This is a genomic window from Cupriavidus sp. PB-02 (genome assembly GCF_058252315.1).
The window spans coordinates 2,722,442-2,745,660 of record NZ_CM177694.1 but is presented as its reverse complement, the minus strand read 5'-3'; the positions used below and the strand labels follow the sequence as shown (position 1 = coordinate 2,745,660).

Annotated in this window: 22 protein-coding genes; 19 read left to right on the top strand and 3 right to left on the bottom strand. The window is 66.7% G+C overall.

The genetic code is table 11. The features are described 5' to 3' along the window. Positions 1 to 24 precede the first annotated feature (24 nt). The 17 genes from ssuD to aceA all read left to right on the top strand — a co-directional run bounded on the left by ssuD (position 25) and on the right by aceA (position 17,465). Positions 25 to 1,188 (top strand): FMNH2-dependent alkanesulfonate monooxygenase, encoded by a 1,164-nt coding sequence (gene ssuD, locus AC10V3_RS12840; protein ID WP_022535649.1) that lies wholly within the window; start codon positions 25 to 27, stop codon positions 1,186 to 1,188. A gap of 12 nt (positions 1,189 to 1,200) precedes the next feature. Then, on the top strand, positions 1,201 to 2,001 hold the full coding sequence (ssuC, locus tag AC10V3_RS12835) for an aliphatic sulfonate ABC transporter permease SsuC (protein ID WP_022535648.1): 801 nt from the start codon (positions 1,201 to 1,203) through the stop codon (positions 1,999 to 2,001). A 43-nt stretch (positions 2,002 to 2,044) separates the two neighbouring features. Then, on the top strand, positions 2,045 to 2,938 hold the full coding sequence (locus tag AC10V3_RS12830; protein ID WP_022535647.1) for an ATP-binding cassette domain-containing protein: 894 nt from the start codon (positions 2,045 to 2,047) through the stop codon (positions 2,936 to 2,938). Between the two features lie 208 nt (positions 2,939 to 3,146). After that, positions 3,147 to 3,998: an EAL domain-containing protein gene (locus tag AC10V3_RS12825; protein WP_022535646.1), complete on the top strand. Its 852-nt coding sequence runs from the start codon at positions 3,147 to 3,149 to the stop codon at positions 3,996 to 3,998. Then, positions 3,995 to 4,666, top strand: coding sequence for an RBBP9/YdeN family alpha/beta hydrolase (locus AC10V3_RS12820; RefSeq protein ID WP_022535645.1), 672 nt, complete (start codon positions 3,995 to 3,997; stop codon positions 4,664 to 4,666). Before AC10V3_RS12825 ends, AC10V3_RS12820 begins: the two co-directional genes overlap by 4 nt. A gap of 160 nt (positions 4,667 to 4,826) precedes the next feature. After that, on the top strand, positions 4,827 to 5,789 hold the full coding sequence (cysT, locus tag AC10V3_RS12815) for a sulfate ABC transporter permease subunit CysT (protein WP_022535644.1): 963 nt from the start codon (positions 4,827 to 4,829) through the stop codon (positions 5,787 to 5,789). Between the two features lies 1 nt (position 5,790). Continuing rightward, a complete protein-coding gene (cysW, locus tag AC10V3_RS12810) occupies positions 5,791 to 6,732 on the top strand; it encodes a sulfate ABC transporter permease subunit CysW (RefSeq protein WP_022535643.1) in 942 nt (313 codons plus the stop codon). Then, a complete protein-coding gene (locus AC10V3_RS12805; protein WP_022535642.1) occupies positions 6,729 to 7,865 on the top strand; it encodes a sulfate/molybdate ABC transporter ATP-binding protein in 1,137 nt (378 codons plus the stop codon). Before cysW ends, AC10V3_RS12805 begins: the two co-directional genes overlap by 4 nt. Continuing rightward, entirely contained in the window at positions 7,862 to 8,806 is a 945-nt protein-coding gene (locus tag AC10V3_RS12800; protein WP_022535641.1) for a CysB family HTH-type transcriptional regulator, read from the top strand. The genes AC10V3_RS12805 and AC10V3_RS12800 overlap by 4 nt, the downstream gene beginning before the upstream one ends. Positions 8,807 to 9,076: 270 nt before the next feature. Beyond that, positions 9,077 to 9,466: an Mpo1-like protein gene (locus AC10V3_RS12795; protein WP_022535640.1), complete on the top strand. Its 390-nt coding sequence runs from the start codon at positions 9,077 to 9,079 to the stop codon at positions 9,464 to 9,466. A gap of 66 nt (positions 9,467 to 9,532) precedes the next feature. After that, positions 9,533 to 10,714: a sensor histidine kinase gene (locus AC10V3_RS12790; RefSeq protein WP_022535639.1), complete on the top strand. Its 1,182-nt coding sequence runs from the start codon at positions 9,533 to 9,535 to the stop codon at positions 10,712 to 10,714. A gap of 81 nt (positions 10,715 to 10,795) precedes the next feature. Then, positions 10,796 to 11,623 (top strand): LytR/AlgR family response regulator transcription factor, encoded by an 828-nt coding sequence (locus AC10V3_RS12785; RefSeq protein WP_022535638.1) that lies wholly within the window; start codon positions 10,796 to 10,798, stop codon positions 11,621 to 11,623. A 144-nt stretch (positions 11,624 to 11,767) separates the two neighbouring features. Continuing rightward, positions 11,768 to 13,015: an MFS transporter gene (locus AC10V3_RS12780; RefSeq protein WP_490922295.1), complete on the top strand. Its 1,248-nt coding sequence runs from the start codon at positions 11,768 to 11,770 to the stop codon at positions 13,013 to 13,015. Positions 13,016 to 13,074: 59 nt separating this feature from the next. Continuing rightward, positions 13,075 to 14,814 carry a thiamine pyrophosphate-binding protein gene (locus AC10V3_RS12775; RefSeq protein WP_022535636.1) on the top strand — a complete coding sequence of 580 codons (1,740 nt, stop codon included), beginning with the start codon at positions 13,075 to 13,077 and terminating at the stop codon, positions 14,812 to 14,814. Between the two features lie 43 nt (positions 14,815 to 14,857). After that, a complete protein-coding gene (rraA, locus tag AC10V3_RS12770) occupies positions 14,858 to 15,355 on the top strand; it encodes a ribonuclease E activity regulator RraA (RefSeq protein WP_022535635.1) in 498 nt (165 codons plus the stop codon). Positions 15,356 to 15,357: 2 nt separating this feature from the next. Continuing rightward, positions 15,358 to 15,774, top strand: a complete 417-nt coding sequence (locus AC10V3_RS12765; RefSeq protein ID WP_022535634.1) for a gamma-glutamylcyclotransferase family protein — start codon at positions 15,358 to 15,360, stop codon at positions 15,772 to 15,774. Positions 15,775 to 16,169: 395 nt separating this feature from the next. Beyond that, the gene (gene aceA, locus AC10V3_RS12760) at positions 16,170 to 17,465 is read left to right on the top strand and encodes an isocitrate lyase (RefSeq protein WP_022535633.1); all 1,296 of its coding nucleotides are present in this window, start codon (positions 16,170 to 16,172) and stop codon (positions 17,463 to 17,465) included. Between the two features lie 181 nt (positions 17,466 to 17,646). Here the strand turns inward: aceA and AC10V3_RS12755 are convergent, their stop codons facing one another. The 3 genes from AC10V3_RS12755 to AC10V3_RS12745 form a co-directional block, all read right to left on the bottom strand. After that, positions 17,647 to 17,916 (bottom strand): hypothetical protein, encoded by a 270-nt coding sequence (locus tag AC10V3_RS12755; RefSeq protein WP_490922293.1) that lies wholly within the window; start codon positions 17,914 to 17,916, stop codon positions 17,647 to 17,649. A 702-nt stretch (positions 17,917 to 18,618) separates the two neighbouring features. After that, positions 18,619 to 19,053: a universal stress protein gene (locus tag AC10V3_RS12750; protein WP_022535631.1), complete on the bottom strand. Its 435-nt coding sequence runs from the start codon at positions 19,051 to 19,053 to the stop codon at positions 18,619 to 18,621. 169 nt (positions 19,054 to 19,222) lie between these two features. Continuing rightward, on the bottom strand, positions 19,223 to 20,173 hold the full coding sequence (locus AC10V3_RS12745; protein WP_022535630.1) for a LysR family transcriptional regulator: 951 nt from the start codon (positions 20,171 to 20,173) through the stop codon (positions 19,223 to 19,225). Between the two features lie 261 nt (positions 20,174 to 20,434). Between AC10V3_RS12745 and AC10V3_RS12740 the strand changes: the two genes are divergently transcribed. Together AC10V3_RS12740 and aceB are read left to right on the top strand one after the other, a co-directional pair. Continuing rightward, positions 20,435 to 21,136: a haloacid dehalogenase type II gene (locus AC10V3_RS12740; protein WP_022535629.1), complete on the top strand. Its 702-nt coding sequence runs from the start codon at positions 20,435 to 20,437 to the stop codon at positions 21,134 to 21,136. Between the two features lie 49 nt (positions 21,137 to 21,185). Then, complete coding sequence (gene aceB, locus AC10V3_RS12735) at positions 21,186 to 22,772, top strand: malate synthase A (RefSeq protein WP_349609227.1); 1,587 nt, start codon at positions 21,186 to 21,188, stop codon at positions 22,770 to 22,772. Positions 22,773 to 23,219 lie beyond the last annotated feature (447 nt).

Sequence of the window (23,219 nt, the reverse complement as noted above, 5' to 3'; positions counted from 1 at the left end):
TGGCAAGAACATAAGGAGAACGACATGCACGTATTCTGGTTTATCCCCACCCACGGCGACAGCCGCTACCTCGGCACCTCCGAGGGCGCACGCGAAGTCAATTTCGACTACCTGAAGCAGGTCGCCGTGGCCGCCGATACGCTGGGCTACGAAGGGGTGCTGATCCCCACCGGGCGCTCGTGCGAAGACCCGTGGGTGGCAGCGTCCGCGCTGGCGGCGGTAACGCAGCGCCTGAAATTCCTGGTCGCGGTGCGCCCGGGGTTGATGGCGCCGACGCTGGCCGCACGCATGGCGGCGACCTTCGACCGCATCTCGAACGGCCGGCTGCTGATCAACCTGGTCACCGGCGGCGACACCGCCGAACTGGAAGGCGATGGCCTGTTCCTCGACCACGCCGCGCGCTACCAAGCCTCGGCCGAATTCCTGCGCATCTGGCGCGAGGTGCTGGCCACCAGCCATGACAGCGGCCAGGTCGATTTCGAAGGCAAGCACCTGAGCGTGAAGGGCGCGCGCGTCCTGTACCCTCCGCTGCAGCGCCCACACCCGCCGGTGTACTTTGGCGGTTCGTCGGCGCCGGCGCATGCGCTCGCGGGCGAGCAGGTCGATACCTACCTGACCTGGGGCGAGCCGCCGGCCGACGTCGCGAAGAAGCTCGACGACGTGCGCCGCCACGCCGTGCGCCACGGCCGCACGGTGAAATTCGGCATCCGCCTCCACGTGATCGTGCGCGAGACCGATGAAGCCGCCTGGGCTGCCGCCGATGACCTGATCAGCCGGCTCGACGACGACACCGTGGCGCGCGCGCAGGCGGTGTTCGCCAAGATGGATTCGGAAGGGCAGCGCCGCATGGCAGCGCTGCATGCCGGTGGCGCGCGCCGCACGCGCGAGGCGCTGGAGATCAGCCCCAACCTGTGGGCAGGTGTCGGCCTGGTCCGCGGCGGTGCCGGCACTGCGCTGGTGGGCGACCCGCACACCGTGGCGGAGCGCATGCGCGAGTACGCAGAACTTGGCATCGACACCTTCGTGCTCTCCGGCTATCCGCACCTGGAAGAGGCCTACCGTTTTGCCGAACTGGTGTTCCCGCTGCTGCCGCGCTCGGTGCGCGAGAAGCTGCCGGGCAAAGTGCTGTCGGGCCCGTTCGGCGAAGTGATGGCGACCGGCATCGTGCCGCGCGCGGCGCAGAGCTGAAGGAGGACAACCATGAGCGCCCCGCAATTGCCGCCGCCACGCCACTCACCTCAACTCGCACGCGCGCTCGCGCCGTGGATCGTGCCGGTGCTGCTGATCGTGGTCTGGCAGGCCGCCTCGCAGAACGGCTGGCTGTCCAGCCGCGTGCTGCCGGCCCCGCTGGCCGTGGTGCAGGCCGCATGGGAACTGGCCCGCTCGGGCGAACTGTGGAAGCACGTGTGGGTCAGCACCTGGCGCGCGCTGGCCGGCTTTGCCATCGGCGGCGGGCTCGGTCTGCTGCTGGGGCTGCTGACCGGCACGTTCCGCGCCGCGGCCACGCTGCTCGACAGCTCGCTGCAGATGGTGCGCAACATCCCGCCGCTGGCGCTGATCCCGCTGGTGATCCTGTGGTTCGGCATCGACGAGACCGCCAAGCTGTTCCTGGTGGCGCTGGGCGTGTTCTTCCCTGTCTACCTGAACACGTATCACGGCATCCGCTCGGTCGATACAGGGCTGGTGGAGATGGCGCGCAGCTATGGGTTGTCCGGCTGGCGGCTGTACCGCGAAGTCATCCTGCCGGGCGCGCTGCCCGGCATCCTGGTGGGCGTGCGGTTCTCGCTCGGGCTGATGTGGGTGATCCTGATCGTGGCGGAGACCATCTCCGCGCAGTCCGGCATCGGCTACATGACGATGAACGCGCGCGAGTTCCTGCAGACCGACGTGGTGCTGGTGGGCATCCTGCTCTATGCGCTGCTGGGCAAGCTGGCCGACTTGCTCTCGCGCGGGCTGGAGCGTTACTGGCTGCGCTGGCACCCGGGCTACGCCGCCGCCTGATGCAAGGCTGCGCTGGCGCCCCAATCAAGGCAAGGAGATCGATATGCAGATGTACCCGGTGGAACAGGCCGCGCTGGCTGAACTTGAAGCGGGCCTCGCGCGCCGCGAGTCGGCACGGCCGGTGGCAGAGGCGCCGCGCAAGGCAGGTGGTGTGGCGCTGCACGTGAGCCAGGTGGTCAAGCGCTATGACGGCCGCGAAGTGCTGCACAACGTGGCGCTCGATGTGGCGCCGGGCGAATTCCTGGCGATCGTCGGGCGCAGCGGCTGCGGCAAGAGCACGTTGCTGCGGCTGGTGGCGGGGCTGGAGAGAGCCGATGCCGGCAGCATTGCGGTTGATGGCGAGACCGGCCGCACCAGTGCCGACGTGCGCGTGATGTTCCAGGACGCGCGGCTGCTGCCGTGGAAACGCGTGCTCGACAACGTCGCGCTGGGCCTGCCGCGCGAGCGCCGCGCCGAAGCGGCGGAGGTGCTGGCGCAGGTGGGGCTGGCCGACCGCGCGCAGGCGTGGCCCGCACGGCTTTCCGGCGGGCAACGCCAACGCGTGGCACTGGCGCGCGCATTGGTGCACCACCCGCAACTGCTGTTGCTCGATGAGCCGCTGGGTGCGCTCGACGCACTGACACGGATCGAGATGCAAGGGCTGATCGAGGGGCTGTGGCGGCGCCTTGGCTTCACGGCGCTGCTGGTTACGCACGATGTGTCCGAAGCCGTGGCGCTGGCCGACCGCATCTTGCTGATCGAGGACGGGCGCATTGCGATGGACGAGCGCGTGGCGCTGCCGCGCCCGCGCGAACGCGGCGGGGCAGGTTTCGCGCAACTGGAGGCCGCGGTGTTGCAGCGGGTGATGCGGCAGCCGCCACAGGCGGCTGCGCAAACCGGCACGCAAGTGGAGGCGGCCACGCAGCCGTCGCCCCTGACCGTCAGCTGGGCTGCGTAACGGGACTGCGTAGCGGCATATCAGGATGCGTGCGCAGCGCTTCGGCCGCGCTGCGCACATCGACATGAAGGAATCTTCATACGCTCGCGCCCGCTGAACTCCTATCATGAGCAAGCGGGTGGACGCGATGCGGCGGCGCACATTGCAGCCGCCACCATCACCAATCAGACCTTGAGGCCAAGGGGCCCGGTCAACCGAAGGAATCGCCATGCCAGGCGTGCATGAACCGACGGGCGCAGTCCCTGCGCTCCAACGCTATCTCGAATCGCTGCCGCGCCAGCCCGTGGCTGACCGGCATTTGTGGCGCGACGCGCGTGGGCAGGTGCAGGGCCAGTTCTTCAACTGCTCGCTGACCAGCGTGTTCGAGCCACTGGTGACGCTGGCTGACCGTCACGTGGTGGCGCACGAGGGTTCGGTCCACACCTACGCGCAGGACGGCGTAGGCCTGGCTGCGTGGAAGCTGTTTGCGATGGCGGCCGATGACCACACGTTGGTGTCGCTGGACCGGCTCTCGCGCCTGCTGCATGCGATCAACTACTTTGCCGCCGACGGCGAGCAAAAACTGGTGCTGAACGTGCACAACCGCTTGCTAGTCGCGGTGGCCGACGACCACGGCGCGGCCTTCCGGCGCGCGCTGCAATCGCTGGGGCTGCCGCTGGAGCGCTTCGTGATCCAGGTGCCGGCCAGTGCCAACGACGACCTGCCGTTGCTGCTGCACGTGGTGGGCAACTACCGCCGCAACGGTTTCGCGGTGAGCCTGCAGGCTTCCGATCCGGCAGAAGCGGGCGCATTGATGGCGCACGCGCTGCCTGACTGGCTCAAGCTCGACATGCGCCGCACCTGGACCGACCGCCAGTTGTCCGGCCTGCGCGCCAGCGCCAACAGCGCCGGCGTCACCCTGATCGGGCGGCGGCTCCAGGATGCCGAGAGCGTGGAGCGGCTCCAGGCCGCCGGCATCGGCCTGGGGCAGGGCGCCTTCGCCGGCGCGCCGATGAGCGTGGCCGGACTGCGGGCGACCCATGCGGCCACGGTCAATGAACTGAGCAAGGAGCCGGTATGACGCAATCCCTCTCGCCATCGACCGGGGCGCGCACGCGACTGGAGATCCCGCGGCACCTGCAGGTGCTGACCGTGCCAGGGCTGCATGGCAGCGGACCGGGGCACTGGCAAAGCCGCTGGGAGCAGAAATTCCCGGACTGGCAGCGCGTGGAGCAGCACGACTGGTCGCGCCCGAGCCTGCCGCTGTGGGCCGAGCGCGTCTCCGAAGGGGTGATGCGCGCACAGCGCGTGGCCTCGCGGGGCGCGGTGCTGGTGGCGCACAGCTTCGGCTGCCTGGCGTCGCTGCGCCAGGCGGCGCTGGATCCGGTTGGGATTGCCGGCGCGCTGCTGGTGGCGCCAGCGGATCCGGACAAATTTGGCGTGGCGGCGCTGCTGCCTGCGTTCCGGCTGCCGTTCCCGACGATTCTTGTCGCCAGCCGCAACGACCCGTGGATGCCGCAACGCACCGCTTTCAGCTGGGGCACGCTGTGGGGCAGCGAACTGGTCGATTCGGGCATGCTGGGTCACATCAATACCGATTCCGGGCTTGGCGAGTGGCCTGAGGGCCTCGCGCTGCTCGATACGCTGGTCCAGCGGATCGGCCAGGGTGGTGAGGCGGGCACCGGAAGTGGTCCGAGCGCGGCATGGGAAGCGGGTGTCGAAGTCGCCCCAACCATCCCTTATATCTAAACCGTCTAAGAAAATTCAGAAAGATTCGTTCTGTTTATAAGGGCGACTCTGCAGAATCTGTCTCGTAGGCCGGCGCGATATGCGCCGGCGTCATAAGGAACGGGCCCGCCGGGGCCGGCCATGCCTGGCCCGGCGGCGCACCGCTCGCAGACGAGACGACATGCCACCATCCATTTCCCTGGCGGACGCGCCGCCGCCAGCCGCCCCCCGCGCGCCGGAATCCGGCGCAGCCCGCGCACCCCGCGGCCCGGCCACGCAGCGTTTCACCGTGCTGCCCGGCTTCGGCCTGTCGCTCGGCTTTACGCTGTTCTACCTGACGTTGATCGTCCTGATCCCGCTGTCGGCCACGTTCCTGAAGACGTTCACGATGACGTGGGACGCCTTCTGGACCTCGGTCACGGCGCCGCGCGTCGTGGCCTCGCTGCAACTGAGCTTCGGCGCGTCGCTGGTGGCAGCCATCGTCAATACGGCGTTCGGGCTGGTGGTCGCATGGGTACTGGTGCGGTACCGCTTCCCTGGCAAGCGTCTGATCGATGCGCTGGTGGACCTGCCGTTCGCGCTGCCCACCGCGGTGGCCGGTATCGCGCTGACGGCGCTGTTTGCCGGCAATGGCTGGATCGGCCGCTACCTGGAGCCGCTTGGCATCAAGGTCGCCTTCACGCCGCTGGGCGTGGTGGTGGCGCTGACCTTTATCGGCCTGCCGTTCGTGGTGCGCACGGTGCAGCCGGTGCTGGAGGATGTCGAGCAGGAACTGGAAGAGGCCGCCGCCAGCCTGGGCGCCAACCGCCTGCAGACCTTCCACCGCGTGATCCTGCCCGCCATCCTGCCGGCGCTGCTGACCGGGTTTGCGCTGTCGTTCGCACGTGCGACCGGCGAGTATGGGTCGGTGGTCTTTATCTCCGGCAACATGCCGATGGTGTCCGAGATTGCGCCGCTGATGATCTATTCCAAGCTGGAGCAGTACGACTATGCTGGCGCCACCGCGGTGGCGGTGGTGATGCTGGTGATCTCGTTCGCGCTGCTGCTGCTGATCAACCTGCTGCAGGCCTGGACGCGCCGCCACCAGTCGGGCTTGCGCGCAGCGCTGGCACCTGAAGCGCCCGCCACGGGCAAGGAGTTCTGACATGGCGGGCGCAGTTTCCGGACGCCTGGGCGGGCAGGGCAACGCCAGGGGCCATCACAGATTCGACGCCACCGGCGAAGCGCCATGGGTGCGCTACACGCTGATCACGGTGGCAGTGCTGTTCCTCACGCTGTTCCTGTTCGTGCCGCTGGCCTCGGTCTTCTATGAAGCCTTGCGCAAGGGCGTGCAGACCTACTGGGAAGCGCTGATCGAGCCGGACGCGCTCGCCGCGATCCAGCTCACGCTGACCGTGGCCGCGATCGCGGTGCCGCTCAATGTGGTGTTCGGCGTGGCGGCGGCGTGGGCCATCGCCAAGTTCGACTTCCGCGGCAAGAACCTGCTGATCACGCTGATCGACCTGCCGTTCTCGGTGTCGCCGGTGATCTCCGGCCTGGTCTACGTGCTGCTGTTCGGCGCGCAGGGTTGGCTGGGTCCGTGGCTGGAAGCGCACGACATCAAGATCATGTTCGCGGTGCCGGGCATCGTGCTGGCCACCATCTTCGTGACGTTCCCCTTCGTGGCGCGCGAGCTGATCCCGCTGATGCAGGCACAGGGCAGCGAAGAGGAAGAGGCCGCGATCGTGCTGGGCGCCTCGGGCTGGCAGACCTTCCGCCATATCACGCTGCCCAATATCCGCTGGGGCCTGCTGTATGGCGTGATCCTGTGCAATGCGCGGGCGATGGGCGAGTTCGGCGCGGTGTCGGTGGTGTCGGGCCATATCCGCGGGCTGACCAACACCATGCCGCTGCACGTGGAGATCCTCTACAACGAGTACAACTTTGCGGCAGCCTTTGCGGTGGCCTCGCTGCTGACCCTGCTGGCACTGGTCACCCTCGGCATCAAGACGCTGGTGGAGTGGCGCGCCCGCAAGGAAACCGAAGAAGCGGCGCCCGAGCGTCCGCTGGCAACACTGCAAGCTTCCGTGCAAGGAACAGCATCATGAGCATCCAGGTCAAGAACGTAGAGAAGCGCTTTGGCGACTTTGTCGCGCTGGACAACGTCTCGCTCGATTTCGACGAAGGCGAGCTGACCGCGCTGCTGGGGCCGTCCGGCTGCGGCAAGACCACGCTGCTGCGCATCATCGCCGGCCTGGAGCGTGCGGACGCGGGCCAGATCGTGCTGGCCGGGCGCGATGCCTCGGACCAGCATGTGCGCCAGCGCCAGGTGGGCTTCGTGTTCCAGCACTATGCGCTGTTCAAGCATATGAGCGTGTTCGAGAACGTGGCCTTCGGCCTGCGCGTCAAGCCGCGCGCGGAGCGCCCGAGCGAAGCGCAGATCCGCGACAAGGTGCGCTCGTTGCTGGAGCTGGTGCAGCTCGACTGGCTCGCCGACCGCTACCCGTCGCAGCTCTCCGGTGGCCAGCGCCAGCGTATCGCCCTGGCGCGCGCGCTGGCGGTGGAGCCGCGCGTGCTGCTGCTCGACGAGCCCTTCGGCGCGCTCGACGCCAAGGTGCGCAAGGAACTGCGCCGCTGGCTGCGCCGCCTGCACGATGAGCTGCACGTGACCAGCGTGTTCGTTACGCACGACCAGGAAGAGGCGCTGGAAGTGGCCGACCAGGTGGTGCTGATGAATCGCGGCCACGTGGAGCAGTACGGCTCGCCCGAGGCGGTCTACAACCATCCGGCCACGCCGTTCGTGTTCGGTTTCCTCGGCAACGTGAACCTGTTCCACGGCCGGCTGGAGGTGGGCGAGAGCGGCGGCCTGCTGCACACCGGCGAAGCGGTGCTGCCGGTGGTCGGCAGCGGCCACGAGACCGCCGGCGATGCGGTCGCCTATGTGCGCCCCCATGACCTGGACCTGGAGCGCTACGCGCCCGGCGCCGACGGCATCGCCGTCACGCTGCGCCGCGCGCTGACGCTGGGCCCGGTCGCACAGCTCGAACTTGAACGCGAAGACAACCAGGACGTGATCGAAGTGGCGCTGCCGCTGGAGCGCTTCCGCCATGCGGGCTTCCGTGAAGGCGAGCTGCTCGCGGTGCGCCCGCGCCAGCTGCGCGTATTTACGCAACCGCGCGGGAATGGCACCAGTGGCACCAGCGGCACCACGTCCACCCAACAAGAAAAGGCGACGACATGAACTTCCAGCAACTCCGATCGATCCGCGAGGCGGTGCGCCGCCAGTTCAACCTGACCGAAGTCGCCAACGCGCTCTATACCTCGCAGCCCGGCGTATCGCGCCAGATCCGCGAGCTGGAAGAGGAACTCGGGGTGGAGATTTTCGAGCGCTACGGCAAGCGCCTGACCGGCCTCACCGAGCCCGGGCGCGAGATCGTGCGCATCGTCGAACGCCTGCTGCAGGAGGCCGAGAACCTGCGCCAGGCCGGCGACGAGTTCGCCGGCCGCCATACCGGGCGCCTGACCGTGGCCACTACCCACACGCAGGCGCGCTATGCGCTGCCGCGCGTGGTGCAGGCGTTCCGCCGCGAATACCCGCATGTGACGCTGGCCCTGCAGGAGGCATCGCCGACCCATATCGTCGAGCTGCTGCTGACGGGCCAGGCCGATATCGGCATCGCCACCGAGGCGCTGGCGACCGAGGCCGGGCTGACCTCGTTCGAGGCCTACACCTGGCAGCACGTGCTGGTGGTCTCGCCCGACCACCCGCTCACGCGCCTGCCCGAACCGACGCTGGAAGACGTGGCCGGCTTCCAGCTCATCACCTATGACGCCGGCTTCACCGGCCGCCGCAAGATCGACAGCGCCTTTGCCGAAGCGGGGCTGCAGCCCGAGATCGTGCTGACCGCGCTGGACGCCGACGTGATCAAGACCTACGCCGAACTGGAGCTGGGCGTGGGCATCATCGCCTCGATGGCCTATGACGAGCGCAAGGACTCCGGGCTGGTGCGGATTTCGGCCGACCACCTGTTCGCCTCCAACACCACCAGCGTGGCGGTGCGCCGTGGCGCCTACCTGCGCGGCTATGCGCATGCCTTTATCAACATGTTCGCGCCGCACCTGTCGCGCGATACGGTGACTAGCGCCCTGTCGGAGCAGGAGCGCCAGGCCCTGGCGGCCTGATCCCCTTCGCCCAGGCGGCGTGCCGCGCACCTGCTGGCCTGCCGTCTACCCCGGCACGGTACCGTTCGCGCCCCGTGCCCGCCGTTCGTCGCAAGCATCTTTCTTCGCGCCCGTGTGAGGGGTAAAGTCCTTGCACGTGCCGCGTCTCGCCACAACACAGCGAGCGCCGCCGTGTACCGCAGCGCAACAAATAAGGCGCGCGGCTGCCTGCCCAGGACTGTCCAGGTTCGGGCGAGGGCCAGGAAAGAGGGGCAAGGGAGAGAGACCATCATGCGCGACGAACCGCTGCTGCGCTGGCAGTGGCGCGGCTATGGCCGCAACCACCAGCATCCCCGCAACCTGCTGCTGCATATCGTGGCCGTGCCGATGTTCATGGCGGGCACGGTGCTGGCCATCTATGGCCTGCTGCGCCTGAGCCTGCCGGCAGTGGCGCTGGGGCTGGTCTGCATCGGCATGTCGATGGCCCTGCAGGGCCGCGGCCACCGGCTGGAAGCCAATGCGCCGGAGCCGTTCGCGGGCCCGGCCGATATCGCCGGCCGCATCCTGGCCGAGCAATGGATCACGTTCCCGCGCTACGTGCTGTCAGGCCAATGGTGGCGGGCGCTGACCAGCCGGCGCGCAGGCTGCCCGCCGCAGGCGGGCCCGTCGGGGCCGGGCTGATGAGTGGCGCATGCGTTGTCTGCCCCAGCATATCCCCGCATTGCGTGAAGCCCAGTCCACGCTAACATGACCGCCATGGAACGCTGCCTCTCCTCCGTCGCCACCGCCATCCCCTCCCGGCTCACCATCCTCGGCCGCGACCTGCTGTTCGTGCTGTGCATGAACACGGTCATCGCCGTCAGCCTGAACTACGGCTTCCAGACCGGCGGCACGCTGTGGCACAACTTTGTCTATAGTCAGCTGATCGGCCTGTCGATCTGGCTGCTGATCGATATTCCGCGGGTGCTGATCTGGTGGAACGACCGGCCGCGCCGCTGGCCCTTCCTGCTGCTGGCCGCGGCCGCGGTGCCGGCTGGGGTGGTGATCGGCAGCTGGGCCACGCGCGTGGCGCTGGAACTGCCGCCCAAGTCGATCGCGGAAACCGGCGACATGCTGCGCATGTGCCTGGTGGTGGGCATGCTGGCCTCGGCCTCGATGATCTACTTCTACTGGTCGCGCGAGAAGCTCGCCTACCTGGAGCGCCAGGCCGCGCTCGACGCGCTGCAGCGCGAGGAAGCGGAAAAGCAACTGGTGCGCGCGCAGCTGATGGCGTTGCAGGCGCAGATCGAGCCGCACTTCCTGTTCAATTCGCTGGCCAACCTCGATGGCCTGATCGCCACCGACCCGCCCACCGCGCGCCTGCTGTTGCAGCGCCTGATCGGCTTCCTGCGCATGTCGCTGGCGCACACCCGCGCCGAGCAATGCACGCTGCGGCAGGAGTTCGAGCTGCTGCGCAGCTACCTCGATATCCAGGCCATGCGCTTCGGCCAGCGGCTCGCGTTCGACATCGACCTGCCGCGGGCCCTGGCGCAGGTGGAGATCCCGCCCATGCTGATCCAGCCGCTGGTGGAGAACGCGGTCACGCACGGCATCGAGCCCTGCATGATCGGCGGCCATATCCGGCTGTCGGCGCGCGCGGCCGGGGATGATGCGGTGCAGGTCATCATCGAGGATACCGGCGTGGGCTTTGGTCATGCCTCGGGCAAGGGCTCGGGCCTTGGCATCACGCATGTGCGCGAGCGGCTGGCGCGGATCTTCGGCGCGGCGGCCAGCATGCAGATGGAAGAGAACACGCCGCGCGGCGTGGTGGTGCGGCTGACGCTGCCGCTGGTGCGGCCGGCCGATGCGCCCACGCTCACCCAGACGGTCACCACCACCACCGTGCCGGAGGGCATGCCGGTATCGGCTCCGGCAATGCCGCGGCCCTGACTGCCGCACCCCTGACAAGAACATCAGGCACCGCCACGAGCGGTGCCGCTGATAGCGCAGGACCAAGCCCCCAGGCCCCCCATGACCCCGACCCTGCTGATTGCCGACGACGAAGCGCTGCTGGCGCGCGTGCTGGAATCCGAACTGAAGTCGCTGTGGCCCGAGGCCCGTATCGTTTCCGTGGTCCACGACGGCATGGCGGCGCTGGCCGCCGCGCGCGAGCACCAGCCGCGCGTGTGCTTCCTGGATATCCGGATGCCGGGCATGAGCGGCATGGACGTGGCGCGCGAGCTGATCGAATTCGATACGCCGCCGCTGGTGGTCTTTGTCACCGCGTATGACCAGTTTGCGCTGGAGGCCTTCGAGCGCGCGGCGGTGGACTATGTACTCAAGCCGGTCCAGCGCGAACGGCTGGAGGCGACGGTAAACCGCCTCAAGGAGCGGCTGCAGGCCGATGCCGACGACGCCGATACGGCCGACGATGACGAGTCTGGCAGCGACACGCTCGATACCGACCGCCTCGGGCAGTTGCTGGCGCGCCTGGAGTCGCTCGAACACGCCACCCCCGGCGCGCCGCAGCGGCAGTACCTGCGCTTTATCAAGGCGCTGGTGGGGCAGGAGGTGCGCATCATCCCCGTGGACGAGGTCATTTACCTGGAAGCCACCGACAAGTACGTCAACGTGGTCTCCAGCAACGGCGAGGCGCTGATCCGCACCAGCCTGCGCGAGCTGACCCAGCAGCTCGACCCCGAGCGCTTCTGGCAGGTCCACCGCGGCACCGTGGTCAACATCAGTTGCGTGGCCAGCGCGGTCAACCAGTCGCTGGGCCGGCTGTCGCTGCGGCTGCGCGACCGGCCGGAACTGCTGCCGGTGGCGCGCCAGTACGCGCACCTGTTCAAGCAGATGTAAGGGATGCGGCCGGGCGGCTTGGCCGCCACCTGGCTGCAGCGAAGGGCGGTTTTCCTCTATGATGCGGGCTTCGGCCCGCGTTTTTCTTTGTGTGCCGCCGCCCCGCATTTCTGTCCTGCCGCAGAGCCACCAACCGCCAGCACCATGTCCACCGCCGCACTCGATCCCACTCGCAATTCCCTTCGTCATGACGCCCAGGTGATCGGGCTGGTGGGGCTGGCGCACGGGGTCTCGCACTTCTATCACCTTCTGCTGGCGCCGCTGTTCCCGTGGATCAAGGCGGAATTCGGCCTGAGCTACGCCGAACTGGGTTTGCTGATGACGGTGTTCTTTGCCGTGTCGGCGGTGGTGCAGACGGCCTCGGGCTTCGTCGTGGACCGCTTCGGCGCCCGGCCCGTGCTGTTCGCCGGCCTGGCCTTCCTGGGCACCGCGGCATTGCTGTTGTCGACCAGCGGGGGCTACGCCGCGCTGCTGTTCGGCGCGGCGGTGGCGGGACTGGGCAACGGCGTGTTCCATCCAGCCGACTTCACGCTGCTGAACAAGCATGTGTCGCAGCCGCGGCTGGGCCATGCGTTTTCGGTGCACGGCATTTCCGGCAATCTCGGGTGGGCCGCGGCGCCGCTGTTCCTGGTCACAATCGCCAATCTCGCCAGCTGGCGCGTGGCGCTGGCGGCGGCCTCTGCGGTGGCCTTTATCGTGCTGGCCGTATTGGTGGTGCTGCGCCATGTGCTGGACCCGCGCGAAGTGCACGGCGCCGTGGCCCGGTCCGCGGCCAAGGCCGCCGGCGGCAGCCTGCTGGGCTTTCTGCGCTTGCCGCAGGTGTGGGTGTGCTGGGCCTTCTTCCTGCTGACCACGTTCTCGGCCGCCGGTATCCAGAGCTTTGCGCCTACCGCGCTGACCTACCTGTACGGCATGCCGTTCACGCTGGCCACTGCCTCCTATACCATCTACATGCTGTGCAGCGCCGGCGGCATGATCGTCGGCGGCTTTGCCGCCAGCCGCACCAGCAACCATGACCGCCTGATCGCGGTCAGCTTCACCGTGTCGGGCCTGCTGGCGGTGCTGGTCGGGCTGAACGTGGTGCCGGGGCTGCTGGTGCCGGTGCTGATGGGCCTGATCGGCTTTGGCGCCGGTACCGCAGGACCCTCGCGCGACCTGCTGGTGCGTGCGGCCGCGCCCGCGGGCGCCACCGGGCGCGTCTATGGCGTGGTCTATTCCGGGCTCGATATCGGCCTGGCCAGCGGCCCGCTGTTCTTCGGCGCGCTGATGGACGCGCGCCTGCCGGCCTGGGTTTTCTTCATGATCGGCGGCTTCCAGCTGCTGTCGATCTTCACCGCGGTGACCGTGGGCAACGGCAACCGCTCGCGCCGTGGCGCGGCGGCGGCTGCCTAGCGACGACCGCGGCGCACCCGCGCACCGCTTTCCGAATTCGTTTGCCTGAGGACGCTTCCATGTCATTGACGCCGGCCACTTCCCCCCAGCAAGACGGTTCCGATCGCGACACGCCACTGCCGGGCGGCCATATCCTGGTCGATGCGCTGCTGGCGCACGGCGCCGAGCTGGCCTTCGGCGTGCCGGGTGAAAGCTATCTGGCGGTGCTCGACGGCTTCCACCGCCGCCGCGACCAGATCCGCTTCATCGTCTGCCGCCAGGAGGGCGGGGCCGCGGTGATGGCCGAGGCCTACGGCAAGCTGACCGGCCGCCCCGGGCTGGCCTTCTGCACGCGCGGGCCCGGCGCCACCAATGCCAGCATCGGCGTGCACACGGCCTTCCAGGACTCGACGCCGATGATCCTGTTTATCGGCCAGGTCGGCACCGACTTCATGGACCGCGAGGCCTTCCAGGAGATCGACTACCGCCGCATGTTCGGCCAGATGGCCAAGTGGGTGGCGCAGATTGACCGCGTCGAACGCATCCCCGAATACATCGCACGCGCCTACCAGACCGCCACCTCGGGCCGCCCGGGGCCGGTGGTGCTGGCGCTGCCGGAAGACATGCTGGCGCAGACCGCCACCGTGCCGCAGCTGCGCGCCTACCAGCGCGTGATGAGCTGGCCGGGCGAGGCCGACCTGGCGCGGCTCACCGACATGCTCAATGCCGCCGAGCGCCCCTTCGTGCTGGCCGGCGGCAGCGGCTGGACGCCGCAGGCGTGCGCCGACCTGCAGGCCTTTGCCGAACGTTTCTCGCTGCCGGTCGGCTGCGCCTTCCGCGGCCAGGACCTGTTCGACAACCGCCATCCCAACTACGCCGGCGATGTCGGCATCGGCATCAACCCGGCGCTGGCCGAGCGCATTCGCAATGCCGACCTGGTGCTGGCAATCGGCCCGCGGCTGGGCGAGATGACCACCGGCGGCTATTCGCTGCTCGCCGCGCCGCGGCCGGCGCAGACGCTGATCCACGTGCATGCCGGCGCGGAGGAACTGGGCAGCGTCTACCAGGCCGACCTGATGATCCACGCGTCGATGCCCGCCATCGCCGCGCGCCTCGCCGTCCTGCAGCCGGCCGCCACGCCGCGCTGGAAGGCCTGGACGGAGGCCGCGCATGCCGACTATGAACGCTACCTGCAGCCCCCGGCGTTCACGGGGCAGGGCGTCGACATGGCCGAGGTGATCCGCACGCTGGACCAGATGCTGCCGGCCGATGCGGTGGTGACCAACGGTGCCGGCAACTATGCAGGCTGGCTGCACCGCTATTTCCACTACCGCCCGTATGTGAGCGGCGCGCGCGGCCAGCTGGCCCCGACCAGCGGTGCGATGGGCTACGGCGTGCCGGCCGCGATCGGCGCCAAGATCGCCTTCCCGCAGCGAACCGTGGTTGCGCTTGCCGGCGACGGCTGCTTCCTGATGAATGGCCAGGAACTGGCCACGTCGATGCAATACCAGGCACCGGTGGTGTTTATCGTCGTCAACAACGGCATGTACGGCACCATCCGCATGCACCAGGAGCGCGAGTACCCCGGCCATGTATTGGGCACCGAACTGCATAACCCGGACTTTGCCGCGCTGGCACGCGCCTATGGCGCGCGCGGCGAGATCGTGACCACCACCGAAGCCTTCGCGCCCGCGCTGCGCGAGGCGCTGGCCGCGCCGGTCTCGACGCTGATCGAGATCCGCGTCGACCCGGACGTGATCACGCCGCGCACCACGCTGAGCGAGATCCGCGCGCAGGCGCTTGCCAGCCAGAAGGCCTGAGGCGGCCCCACAGAATTCTTTCCATCCCATCAGGAGACCATCGATGAAGCCTGTCACCACCGACCTGTGCGACGCGCATGAAGACCGCCTTGCAGCCGGCACTCTGCGCGTCATGGCGCCGGTGTTCCGTGCCTTCGGCAAGCAAGGCGCCTTTGCCGGCCCCGCGGCCACGCTGAAGGTGTTCGAAGACAACTCGCTGGTGCGGACTGTGCTGGAAGCGCCGGGCCAGGGCAGGGTGCTGGTGATCGACGGCGGCGGCTCGCAGCGCTGCGCGCTGGTCGGCGGCAACCTCGGTGTTCTGGCCGAGAAGAATGGCTGGGTTGGCATCGTCGTCAACGGCTGCATCCGCGATACCGCCGAGCTGGACGTGTGCGATATCGGCATCCGCGCGCTCGCCGCGCATCCGCAGAAGAGCCAGAAGCGCAATATCGGCGAAAGTGACGTCACGGTACAGATGCCTGGCGCCGTCGTGCGCCCCGGCAACTGGATCTATGCCGACGCCGATGGCGTGCTGGTCTCGGACGAAAAGCTGGAGGGCTGAGCATGCCGCGCGTCTTTGTCTACGGCACGCTGCGAGCGGGCGAGGTCAATGACCTGAACGCCGCCGCGCAGCGTCACGGCATTGCCGCGCCCACGTTGCTGGGCACGGCCACGGTGGCGGGCAGGCTGTATGACTTCGGCAGCTATCCAGGGTTGGTACTGGATGACAACGCCGGCCCGGTAGTGGGCGATATCTACGATGTGGCCGACGCACTTGTGCCGGTGCTGGACGAGATCGAGGAGGTCTATCCCGGCCAGGCCACGCTGTTCGTGCGCGAGGAGCGGGACGTATTGCACGGCGGGCATGCCGTGACCTGCCTCCTTTATCCGGTGTCCGATGCGGCGGTCGCGGCGTTGCCACGCATCGACGGCGGCGACTGGGTTGCGTATCGGCGCGCGCGCGATACGGCTGCGGCCTGATCCGGCTGGTTCCCCCAGACAAACGGCGCCCTTGCGGCGCCGTTTTGCTTTTTCTGAGCCTCACGGGCTCACGTGTGGCGCAAACGGCTATTTTTCACGATGTGGAAAGCTGTTTTGGACCGCAAAAATACATGGTTTGCAGAGCACAACGGCATTTCTCATGATGAAAGACTATGTCCCGCATCGTGAAATAAATTCTGCAAGTTATTGAATTTAAATAACAAAAAAACTAAGCATCAACTGCATATCGGGCTTGTTGCGACGCGGGAGCATTCCCTACACTCTTATATAAGACACATGACTTGAGACGCGAAATACAGCCCCACGGCAGCGCGGTCAGGCCAGGTGATCAAGTGATTCTCAGCCATCCCCAAAACAGCTTCAGGAGAGTGACCATGAACCGCCAAGAACAGATCCAGGCCCTGCAAAAAGACTGGGATACCAATCCCCGCTGGAAGGGTATCAAGCGCAACTTCACCGCCGAAGATGTCGTGCGCCTGCGTGGTTCGGTCCAGGTCGAACACACCCTGGCCCGCCGCGGCTCCGAAAAGCTGTGGAACCTGCTGCACACCGAGCCGTTCGTCAACTCGCTGGGCGCGCTGACCGGCAACCAGGCCATGCAGCAAGTGAAGGCCGGCCTGAAGGCCATCTACCTGTCGGGCTGGCAAGTCGCCGGCGACGCCAACCTGGCCGGTGAAATGTACCCTGACCAGTCGCTGTACCCCGCCAACTCGGTGCCGCAAGTCGTCAAGCGCATCAACAACACCTTCCAGCGCGCCGACCAGATCCAGTGGAGCGAAGGCAAGGGCGACACCGACTTCTTCGCCCCGATCGTGGCTGACGCGGAAGCCGGCTTTGGCGGCGTGCTGAACGCATTCGAACTGATGAAGTCCATGATCGAAGCGGGCGCCGCCGGCGTTCACTTCGAAGACCAACTCGCTTCGGTGAAGAAGTGCGGCCATATGGGCGGTAAGGTGCTGGTGCCGACCCGCGAAGCCGTCGCCAAGCTGACCGCTGCCCGCCTGGCCGCCGACGTCTCGGGCGTGCCGACCCTTGTGATCGCCCGTACCGACGCCGAGGCCGCCGACCTGCTGACCTCGGACGTGGACGAGAACGACAAGCCGTTCTGCACCGGCGAGCGCACCGTGGAAGGTTTCTACCGCGTGCGCAACGGCCTGGATCAGTCGATCTCGCGCGCCCTGGCCTACGCTGAAGTGGCTGACCTGGTGTGGTGCGAAACCGGCAAGCCGGACCTCGAGTTCGCCAAGAAGTTCGCCGAAGCCGTGCACGCCAAGTTCCCGGGCAAGATGCTGGCCTACAACTGCTCGCCGTCGTTCAACTGGAAGAAGAACCTGGACGATGCCACCATCGCCAAGTTCCAGAAGGAACTGGGCGCAATGGGCTACAAGTTCCAGTTCATCACGCTGGCCGGCTTCCACTCGCTGAACTACTCGATGTTCAACCTGGCCTACGGCTACGCCCGCAACCAGATGAGCGCGTTCGTGGAACTGCAGGAAGCCGAGTTCAAGGCAGCCGAGAAGGGCTTCACCGCGGTCAAGCACCAGCGCGAAGTCGGCACCGGCTACTTCGACGCCGTGACCCAGACCATCGAAGGCGGCCAGTCGTCGACGACCGCGCTGAAGGGTTCTACCGAAGACGAGCAGTTCTTCGAAGACAAGAAAGTGGCCTGACTCTCCTGGTCACCTCCGCCGGGTCGTGGGGCCCGGCGGTATGGAAGGCGTGCGACCATCACGTCTTCTGCTTTAGGCGCCGCGCCGTTCTCTCTCAGGGACGGCGCGGTTTTTTTGTTTCCTAATGCTGGGGCGGGTTAGCGGGTAGCTGTTCAACAAGTGTTCAAAATTCGTTCAAAACCTATGCGGCATTGATGCGCACTTTGATCGGTTCCAGCCCGCGCGAGTTCGCGTACAGATCCGCCATCGCATCCGTCATGTGGCCAAGCAGCGCCTTGGTGTCGATGCCGCCCTGTTCCATGCACAGGCTGAGGATTTTGTGGAAGGTCGCCGCATCCTCTGCGTGCCGTGCGCGGTGCCCGATGCTCCGAATGAGGCCGATTACGATGCCTGGCAAGTGTGGGTGATGGGATCGCTGCCAAGTGCGCTGGCCGGGTGTGCTGCGCGGCATAGGACGACGGTGCGGGCGTGGCCAACCAAGTCGTAGTAGCACCCCGCCGCCTAGGCAAGTCGGCGGCGGGGCGCAATTGCGCGGCGCACCGGGGGATCCGCCACACGCTTTCAGCGTAGGGTGGGGGTACGGGGCCGTCATCCTGCTAAATAGAGGGATGCGTACGTGCTTTCGCGGAATGGCAAGGGTGTTTGTGCTTCCCCAAGAAAAAGCCCTCGTCCTGGGCCGGAGAGCGCTTTGGCGGATTGGTGGAATGGGCAATAGTGCACAGCCACGGAGACGAAACATTGCCCCCGTCTCTGCTGGGGAGATCGGGGACGGTATCAGGCGCCGTCCGACAAAAGAAAAGCCCTCGGCCAGGGTAGGCGAGGGCTATGAATCGCAGTGGGCGTGTCGCGGAACCGCCCGTTGGGGATGGTCGTACATGGCGTGCAATCGCGCATCCCTCTAAATAGAGGTGTTGCTGCAGGGTGACGGTGCCCTGCTAGTCACCGCAGCACCTACGGTGGGAAGAGGGAGCCTGATCGACAAGCCCACCGCGTTCCATACCGCGGCGGTGGCCGCCGGGTTGCACCAGTACTGATGCTCGCAATTCGAAAGCATGGCCTCAGCGCTTCCCCTTTTGACGCTGGACCTGAAAGGAAAACGCCCCAAGAGTCGGGCTTCAGCTCCTGGGGCAGTTCATAGGCGCTGCGCGCGGGCTCAGCGATAGACGATCACCGGGATGTCGGTATGCGTCAGCACCTTCTGCGTCTCGCTGCCGAGCAGCAGGCCCGACAGCCCGCGCCGCCCGTGCGAGGCCATGAAGATCACGTCGCAGCCATGGCGCTCGGCCGCGTCGATGATGCCGAGGTAGGGTACGGCAAAGGTCGACATGTCGGCGTCAAAGGTCACGCCGGCCGTGGTGGCCAGGTTCTCGACTTCCTTCAGGTAAAGCTTGGCCTGGTTCTCGATGCGGTCCTTGAAGGCCTGCGGCGCCTCGACCACGATTTCGCTGAACGGGGTGTACGGATATTCCTCCAGGCAGACATAGGCCGTGACGCGCGCGCCGATGGCCTTGGCGAGCTCCAGCCCGCCGTTGATGGCTTTCTTGGAGAGTTCCGAGCCGTCGGTGGGTAACAGGATGTGTTGGAACATGCGGGGCTCCTTTGCTGACTAGGGATCTGGGCAGGCAGCGGGGCGGCATCGGGGGTGCCGCGGCGCCGGGAATGCGCCTGTCTCGAATCCATTGTAGTCAGTGTGCCGAGTAGGGCATTGCGCAATATCAACGGCAACAAAGTGTCTCAGCGCACACGAGCCGCCGCCTTCATTCCGCCAGCGCTACGTCCGTGGGCACGACCAGCGCCTGCTCGGCCCGGCGCCAGTAGGCCGGGTTGCCATAGGTGTTCTTCAGGTGGTCAATAAACAGCCGCACGCGCAGCGGCAAGTGCTTGCGCTGCGGGAACACCGCGTGGATGCCGATCGGCGGCGCCTGGAAGTCGTCCAGCACCGTCACCAGCCGCCCGGTGGCGATTTCGCGGCCCACTTCCCACCACGAACGCCAGGCCAGCCCGTTGCCCTGCAGGCACCACTCATGCAGTACGGCGCCGTCGCTGCATTCCATGGTCCCGCCCACCTTGACCGTGACCGCGCGGCCGTCCTCCTGGAACACCCAGCCGCGCTGCACGTTGGCGCTGGCGCCAAAGGCAAGACAATTGTGGCGTTGCAGGTCCTCGGGCGTCTTCGGGCGGCCCGCGCGCGCCAGGTAATCGGGTGAGGCCACCACCACGCGGCGCGTCTCGGCCAGCCGGATCGACACCAGGCTGGAGTCGGGCAGGTCGCCCAGCCGGATGGCGCAGTCGAAGCCTTCATTGACCAGGTCGACCACGCGGTCCGACAGGTCCAGCGTGATGCTCACATCCGGGTGCGACTCAATAAACAGCGGCACCAGCGGCGCCACGTGCTTGCGGCCATAACCCGCCGGCGCGGTCACGCGCAGGTGTCCGCTGGCCTTGACGCCGCCGGCGGACACGCTGGCCTCGGCATTGTGCAAGTCGTTCAGGATGCGCTGGCAGTCCTCCAGGAAGGCCGAGCCCTCGAAGGTCAGGCTGATCTTGCGCGTGGTGCGTACCAGCAACTTGACGCCCAGGCGCTCCTCCAGCGCATCGATGCGCCGCCCGATAATGGCCGGCGCCACGCCTTCGGCGGCGGCCGCCGCCGACAAACTGCCGCGCGAGGCGACGGATACAAAAGTCTCCAGTTGCTTGAAATGGTCCACGAATGTTCGCCCGGGGTTGCACTGATTGTGCGGGCACGATCACGTGGACAGGTATTCTGCGCCCGTGCGGCCGGCAATGAGGAGGATTTGGTGCGGAGTATCGTTTTAGTCAGCCAAGATTAGTGGTGCAAAAGTAAAAGATCAAGTGACCCGGGGCACCTTTGCCGCACTGCAGCGTCTCCCTACAATGCCATGCATCCATCGGTGTACAGGGCCACGCAGTTGTGGTCCTGCCAGAGACATTCGGTTGCCCCAGCCCCTATGAACAAGATCCGCGCAGTCGTCTTCGATGCCTACGGCACGCTGTTCGACGTGTATTCCGTCACCGCGCGCGCGGAACAACTGTTCCCGGGCCGCGGCGAGGCGCTGGCGCTACTGTGGCGCGACCGCCAGATTGACTACACCCGCATCCGCACCATGGCCGCGCCCGACGGCGCGCGCTACAAGCCCTTCTGGGCGATCACCGTGGACGCGCTGCGCTATGCGGCCGAGCGCCTGAACCTGGCGCTGAACGAGGCCGCCGAAGCGCAGCTGCTGAAGGAATACGCCTGCCTGTCGGCCTTCCCGGAGAACCTGGGCGCGCTCAAGCGCCTGCGCCGCGCCGGACTGCCGCTGGGCATCCTGTCGAATGGCAATGCCGAGATGCTCGACATCTCGGTCAAGAGCGCCGGCATGGCCGGGCTCTTCGACCACGTGCTGTCGGTGGACGCCGTGCGCCAGTACAAGACCGCGCCCGCTGCGTACGCACTGGGACCACTGGCGTTCGGCCTGGACGCGCAAGAGATGCTCTTTGTCTCGTCCAACGGCTGGGACGCGTGCGGCGCCACCTGGTACGGCTACACCACCTTCTGGATCAACCGTGCCGGCCATCCGGCGGAGCGGCTCGACGTAGCCCCCTCCGGCACCGGGCACGACATGAATGACCTGCTTGAGTTCGTCCGCGCCCATGGCGTGGCGGTGTAGCAGGCCCCCCAATAACCAAGCTATCGCTATCGTTTACAGGAGAACACTGATGGCTATCACGCTGCCCGCGGGCATGAAGATTACCGGCGAAATCCTGCCGGCCTACGAAGATATCCTCACGCCGGAAGCCCTGGCCCTGGTAGACAAGCTGCACCGCGCCTTCGAGCCGCGCCGCCAGGAACTGCTGGCCGCACGCGTGGCACGCGCAAAGCGCCTGGACGCCGGCGAAATCCCCGACTTCCTGCCGGAAACCAGGAACATCCGCGAAGGCGACTGGAAGGTGGCCCCGGTGCCCAAGGCGCTGGAATGCCGCCGCGTGGAAATCACCGGTCCGGTCGAAGCCAAGATGGTCATCAACGCCTTCAACTCGGGCGCTGACAGCTACATGACCGACTTCGAGGATTCCAACACCCCGAACTGGCACAACCAGCTGCAAGGCCAGGTCAACCTGAAGGCCGCCGTGCGCCGCACGCTGACCCTGGAATCCAAGGGCAAGCAGTACAAGCTGAACGACAAGATCGCCACGCTGCAGGTGCGTCCGCGCGGCTGGCACCTGGATGAAAAGCACGTCACCATCGACGGCAAGCGCATCTCGGGCGGCATCTTCGACTTCGCGCTGTTCCTGTTCCACAACGCCAAGGAGCAGATCGCCCGCGGCGCCGGCCCGTTCTTCTACCTGCCCAAGATGGAAAGCCATCTGGAGGCGCGTCTGTGGAACGACATTTTCGTGATGGCGCAGAACGAGATCGGCCTGCCGCAAGGCACCATCAAGGCCACCGTGCTGATCGAGACCATCCTGGCCGCGTTCGAGATGGAAGAGATCCTGTATGAACTGCGCGAGCACAGCGCTGGCCTGAACGCCGGCCGCTGGGACTACATCTTCTCGTGCATCAAGAAGTTCAAGAACGACAAGGACTTCTGCCTGGCCGACCGTGCCAAGGTCACCATGACCGCGCCGTTCATGCGTGCCTATGCGCTGCTGCTGCTCAAGACCTGCCACCAGCGCGGCGCTCCCGCCATCGGCGGCATGAGCGCGCTGATCCCGATCAAGAACGATCCGGAGAAGAACGCCATCGCCATGGAAGGCATCATCAGCGACAAGCGCCGCGATGCCACCGACGGCTACGACGGCGGCTGGGTGGCCCACCCGGGCCTGGTCGAGCCGGCGATGAAGGAATTCGTCGCGGTGCTGGGCGACAAGCCCAACCAGTTCGAGAAGCAACGCCCGGACGTGCAGGTGAAGGGCGCGGACCTGCTCGACTTCAAGCCGGAAACGCCGATTACCGAGCACGGCCTGCGCATGAACATCAACGTCGGCATCCACTACCTGGGCGCCTGGCTGGACGGCAACGGTTGCGTGCCGATCCACAACCTGATGGAAGACGCCGCCACCGCCGAGATTTCGCGCTCGCAGGTGTGGCAGTGGATTCGGTCGCCGAAGGGCAAGCTGGAAGACGGCACCAAGGTGACGGCTGAGCTGGTGCGCAAGCTGATTCCGGAAGAGCTGGCCAAGGTGAAGGAACTGGTTGGTGGCGATACCAAGACGTATGACCGGGCTGCCGAGATTTTTGAGCAGATGTCTACGTCGGAGGATTTTGCCGAGTTCCTGACGCTGCCGTTGTATGAGGAAGTCTGAGTCCCTCAATAAGTAAGCAGGAATGAAACCCGCGGCCTGGCCGCGGGTTTTCTTTTGGGTGCCAGCGCACGACAAAAAAGCGAGAAGCAAAGTTACGTCCTGGCCTCAAACCGCTCGACCGACACCTTGCGGTACGTGCCCCGGTCCCGCGGCTTATACCCGAGTATGAGCGTTCGAAGCCTATGTAGGGGCAGCACTACCCGTCCGTAGAATGGGTTTGTTGCGCCTGCGCGCCTACCCTTGTCTCATGGCCGGTGCGATCGCGCAGTGCGCTCGCAAAAGCCCTGGGGTGACGGAGCTGCACCGCATTGCCTGCAATAGCTGGCGCAATGCAAATCTGAAATGAGCGCGGTGAACACTTTTCCCGAGGAGGAACCTCCTCGGAGGCACTCGCTTTGCCTTCACTCCGGGGGAAGGGTCATTAGCGCTTCGATGGGTATGTCCATG